Annotated in this window: 1 protein-coding gene; it reads left to right on the forward strand. The window is 56.5% G+C overall.

What is annotated here, in order from left to right:
- On the forward strand, positions 1 to 5,959 hold a 5,959-nt coding region (locus ABD971_RS28240; protein ID WP_345327093.1), incomplete at both ends, for a tandem-95 repeat protein.

The raw sequence follows: 5,959 nt of genomic DNA on the forward strand, positions 1-5,959 counted from the left end.
GCACGGTTGAGATCACTAACAGTGGCCTAACAACGATTGCTTCGGGTGCGAACTTCGTTCTGGACGGTGCGTTCACGCAGAACGGTACGGGCCTGGTCTCAACCGGTGGTGACATCACCACGATCAACGACGACATCAGCTTCGCGACTGCCGTCACACTGACCGATGACGTTTCGCTAAACACCGGAACCGGCGTTGGCGACGTGACGTTTGGTTCCACAATTGGTGGCACGTTTGCCTTGCAAATCGAAGCGGGAACTGGAGATGTGTCGCTTCTTAATGATGCTGGCGCTGGTGCTCTGGATGATCTTGCTTCACTGAGCATCACAGGTGCGGAAATTCAAATTGATGATGTGACGACGGCGGGCACGATATACGTCTGTGGAGATACGTTGACGACGACCGGGTCGCTGGCAACTGACGGAACTGTGACCAGTACGATCACTTTGATCGCCGATGACATGACGTTGCTGACTACAGCCACGATCAACTCCGGTGATGCGGATACGGATGTTCAAACGAAGACGGATGCCCAGCCGATTGATCTGGGAACAGATTCGACACTTGTCCTGGGTGCTCCAGACCGACTCGGTCTGAGCTCCGCCGAGCTGGCGACGTTCAGAACGTCGTCTACCGCAGTCTTGCGAATTGGTACGGTGACTCAGTCGGCGGGGATCGATCTTAGTGCCGCTGTCCTGTTTGACTCCGCCGAACTGGCGATTGTGAGCTTGGTGACCGATGGAGATGTGACCACAACAGGTGGCTCCATCGCTGTGCGTGACTTGGCCGTCAACGCTGGCGGTAGTGTCACGCTCGATGGTGCCAATGATGTGAATCTGCTGGCGATCAATGCCGCAGTCGGTAACATCACCTTCGTTGATGTAGATGGCTTCAGTGTAGGCACCGTGGATTCGGTCGTAGGTGTTGTGGCTTCAGCTGGAACCGTGACGTTGACAGCTGGGAATACCGGTGCGACGGCGGGCGAGAACGATGTCAACGTGAACGAAAGCGTCACCGCGACTGGTGATGCAACCGTCAGCCTCGACGGGGAGGATGCCAAGCTAACGATTGCGTCAAGCAAGGCCGTCGCGTCCAGCGGTGAAGATGTCACGATCACGACCGACAAGATCGACATCCAGGGCACCGTTTCGAGTAATGCGACGACGGGCGTGGTGACGATCGAAACCTCAAATGACGGACAAACGATCGAACTGGGTACGACCGGTGACGGCACCGACACATTGGCTCTGGATCAAGCCGAGATCAATCGGATTACGACCAGCAAGCTGGTCATTGGTCGCGATGACGCTTCGCCAGCGAATGCGTCCGGCGATATCACGGTGACCCAGTCGATTGCTTTTGCCTTTGCGATGGCTCCGGTTGTGAAATTGGTTACCGGTGCATCCATCAAGGATCAATCCAACCAAACCATCACGGCCAACAAGTTGGCTCTCGTGGCCAAGACTGGCGTTGGTAGTCTCGGCAACCTGCTGGGTGTGGACATCAACGACTCCGTAACACCCGATCCAGATCAGATTATCGCCGCGGTAAACACCATCAGTGGTGGGGTTTACTTGACCAGCGACTCCACGATTACGGTGGACACTGTCGATGGCGTCGTTGGCATCCAAAGCACCGGCGGTGCCGGGGTAGGCGATATCGCGCTTAACACGACCGCCGATGGCGCCGACATTGTGATCAACAATGATGTCAAGTCCAACGGCGAGATCACGATTGATGCCGATGCGAATGATCCGATGGCCACAAATTCCACACCGGACGGCGGCGGAATCACGATTGCCGCCACGGCGAATGTGGGTGGACTGACCGGGCCACTGGCTGACAGCATCACGCTGAGAGCCGAAGACAATTTGACGGTTAGCGATGTGCTGGCGGTCAACATGGTATCGGTAACGTCGACCGCGGGGGCGATCGTTGACGACGGAGTTGAAAACACGCGGTTGCAAGGTGCGAGCGTCACGCTGGAAGCAGCCACCTTTATCGGTAGCAATACGGATCTGACATTGGCCGATGTCGTCGCCGGGAATGTCCAGTCCGCGGTAGATGTAAATCTAACCTCACCGACCGGATCGCTATCCGCCTCGGTACCGGCTAGCGGCGGCAATGTGCAGATCAATGAAGTCGGTGGTTTCGCTACGGGCGATGGGCAATTGATTGCCAGCCAGGTTGCCGCCCAGGCAGGTGACGGCAAACAGCTTGCCATTATCAACTCCGGCGGTTCCTTCTTGATCGACGATGCAGTGACGATTACCACCCACAACCTTCTGTTGGGAACCGTCGGCAACGTCGGCAACCGATTACTGACCGTTAGCAATTCGATTACGATCACCGATGGAACGCTCTCGCTTGGTTCCCAATCGGGCGATGTGGTGGTCGGTGCTGCGATCAGCTCCTCGGGCGACCTGAATATTCAAACCGGTAACTCGGACATTGCTCTCAATGCGGTGGTAGAAAGCACCGCAGCGGGTATCGACGTCACTTCGGGTGGAGACATCTCGGTCGGATCAGTCGGGGATCTACAAGCGATCGCTGCTGGATTCGACATCGCCCTGACCGCCGATGGCAACGTCGTCGTGGCGGGCGGCGGAGATCTGGATGCGGGAGCCGACGAAATCTTGATCACGGTTGGCCAAGATGGTTCGCCGGGATTAGCGGAAATCCGTGGCGACCTAGTTGCTGGTTCTGGAACGACGCTTACCGGAGGAACGGGCGATGATATTTTTATCGTCGAGCCAAGTACGACAACGACGTTCGCTGTGCGGGGAGACGCAAACGTCGGCGACGACGAAAACGACATGGATGCATTGTTGGTTGATGTCGACGCCGTTGGAGCGATCATCACCTCTGGATCGCTAACTCCCGAAAGTGGCACCTACACCTTCGCGGGGGCATTCAAAGACATCACGTATGACGACATCGAATCGCTGGACGGTTTGCCTCCGACAGAAATTGAAGACATTGATCCGACGAGCAACAGTTCCGGCGGCAGTTTCGTTTTTAACGGTAGTGTCAATGAGGGTACGGTTGCCAACAATGACTACGTCGGATTGCAGGCTGACTCGGACAGTCGCAATGGAACCGACATCACCTACAGTCTGGACGATGATGCTGGTGGCCGCTTCAAGATCGTCAACAACAATCTGAATTCCTTGCTCGATGGTCGTATCCTGGTCGCAAATGCTTCGCTGATCGATTTCGAAGCTTCCGGCGGTTCGTACAAAATTACGATTCGGGCTACCGATGAATCGGGACTATTCACCACGAAGACGTTCACGATCCAAGTAGTCAATGCGGCACCCACAGCACGCGATGACGCGTTTACGACGTTCGAGAATTCGCTGATTAGTGGTGCGAACGTGCTATTGGCCAATCCTGCCCCCTCGGGAATCGCGGACAGTGATCCCAATGGTGGAACGCTGACGGTCACCGAAGTCAGCAATGGAGCAACCAGTGTTGGAAGTGAAAACTTGAACGTAGGTGCAGCGATCCCCGGAACTAACGGTGGTACCTTCCGAATCTTCAGTAACGGCAACTTGGCCTTCGATCCCGGCACCAGCTTCGACTATTTAGCTGATGGTGCGATGGCGACGACCACGGTCACGTATACCATCAGCGACGGCAACCTGACATCGACAGCAACGGTCACGGTTACGGTCCTTGGTACCAACGATGCACCGACGCTTGTACCAGCTTCGTTTAATGTGGCTGAGAATGCTGCCAACGGTGCTTTGGTCGGCAATATTGGCCAAATCCTGAGTGGCTCAGACACGTTTGCTGAAACGATCGATCCAGATAGCTCGGTGTTTACTTACACGATTGTCGGTGGAAACGGGTTCGGGCCGAACGCCGCGTTTGCAATCAGCAATGCCGGCGACGTCACCGTCGCTAATTCCTCGGCGATCGACGCGGACATTCAGAACAACTATACGTTGATCATTAGCGTGACGGACGATAAGGGAGCCACCGGCTACGGTCTGGTCTTCATCGCGGTCAATCCGACGAATGATCCGCCGATTATCCACGACGATTTCATGACGACGAACGAGGACACTGCGGTGACCTTCAACGTCTTGGCCAACGACAGCGACCCTGAATTTGATTCACTAACAGTGGCTAGCGTCACGATTGATGGTGGCGTACCCATCACGGACTTCGGTTCGGCGATTCCTGTCACCGACGGAGCCACCACGCTGGGTTCGTTGACGGTCAATGCCAACGGTCTGATGGTCTTCACGCCAGCGGCAAACTACTACGGCCCGGTCAGCTTTGATTACACCACGACGGACGGGACAACCCCGGTTACCGGCACGGTGAACATCAACGTCGTCTCGGTCAATGATGCTCCCGTGGCGGTGGATGATTCGCCTACGGCGGTCGATGAAGACACACCGATCATGGGCAACGTGTTGACCAACGATAGCGACGTCGAAACGCTGAACGCTAACTTGACCGCCAGCGTCGTTAACGGACCCGCCAACGGCACCGTCCAGCTCAACGCCAATGGCACGTTCACCTACACGCCGAACGAGAACTGGAACGGTACCGACAGCTTCACGTACCAAGTACGCGATGCTGGCGGCGGCACCGACATTGGATTGGTGACCCTAACGGTCAATCCGGTCAACGATGCTCCAGTCGCCAACGACCTGGATCTCAGCGGTCCGCTCGAAGACGCCGAACCGGCCAACGGTGCGATCAACTTGACGCTCGGAACGGATCTACCCTTCGCTGCTCTGGCGACCGATGATGCGACGGTTCTCGGGGCGGCTAACTTCGACTTCGGAATCGGTCAAAACGGTGCCGCTCCTGACACTGCCAACGTGACGATCACGATCGACGGAGTTCGGCACGCCGACGAGCCTTTGGCGGTCAGCTACAACAGCACTTCCGGTGCCTTGGAACTGGATCCGAGCTCGGCACTCAGTTCGCCTTTGTTCAAAGGATTGGCCAACGGGCAAGTCGCTGTTGTGAACATCAAGTTCGGTGTGACCGATGGAACACTCAGCGATGTCGGCAACATCACGTTCAAAGTTGAAGGTGTTAACGACGCACCGATCGCTGTGGATGATGTCGCCAGCACTGCCGAAGACACTCCCGTCAGCGGCGATGTCAGCACCAACGACAGTGACGTCGACACGACGGATATGTTGGTCTACGCTCTGGCAACCGCCCCGACAAATGGCAGCGTGGTGCTGGGTGCCGACGGTACTTACACCTACACGCCAGCGGCCAACTTCAACGGCATCGACACGTTCACCTACACCGTTGTTGACGGTCGCGGTGGCAGTGACACCGGCTTGGTGACCGTTACCGTCAATCCGGTCAACGATGCTCCAATCGCCAACGACCTGGATCTCAGCGGTCCTTTGGAAGACGCCGAACCGGCCAACGGTGCGATCAACTTGACGCTCGGAACGGATCTACCCTTCGCTGCTCTGGCGACCGATGATGCGACGGTTCTCGGGGCGGCTAACTTCGACTTCGGAATCGGTCAAAACGGTGCCGCTCCTGATACCGCCAACGTGACGATCACGATCGGCGGAGTTCGTCATGCCGACGAGCCTTTGGCGGTCAGTTACAACAGCACCTCCGGTGCCTTGGAACTGGATCCGAGCTCGGTACTCAGTTCGCCTTTGTTTAAGGGATTGGCCAACGGGCAAGTCGCTGTTGTGAACATCAAGTTCGGTGTGACCGATGGAACACTCAGCGATGTCGGCAACATTACGTTCAAGGTTGAAGGCGTCAACGACGCACCTGTCTTGGCAGCGATCGGTGCTCAAAGTATCGACGAAGGTGCCACCCTAGCGTTCACCGCGATTGCAACAGACATTGACATGCCGGTTCAGAACCTGACGTTCAGTTTGGCTAATGGTACCTCCGGCAGTGTTCCTGCTGGAGCGGTCATCAACCCAGCGACGGGTGTGTTCACTTGGACTCC

Source organism: Novipirellula rosea, from assembly GCF_039541335.1.
In the GTDB taxonomy this organism is placed as follows: domain Bacteria; phylum Planctomycetota; class Planctomycetia; order Pirellulales; family Pirellulaceae; genus Novipirellula; species Novipirellula rosea.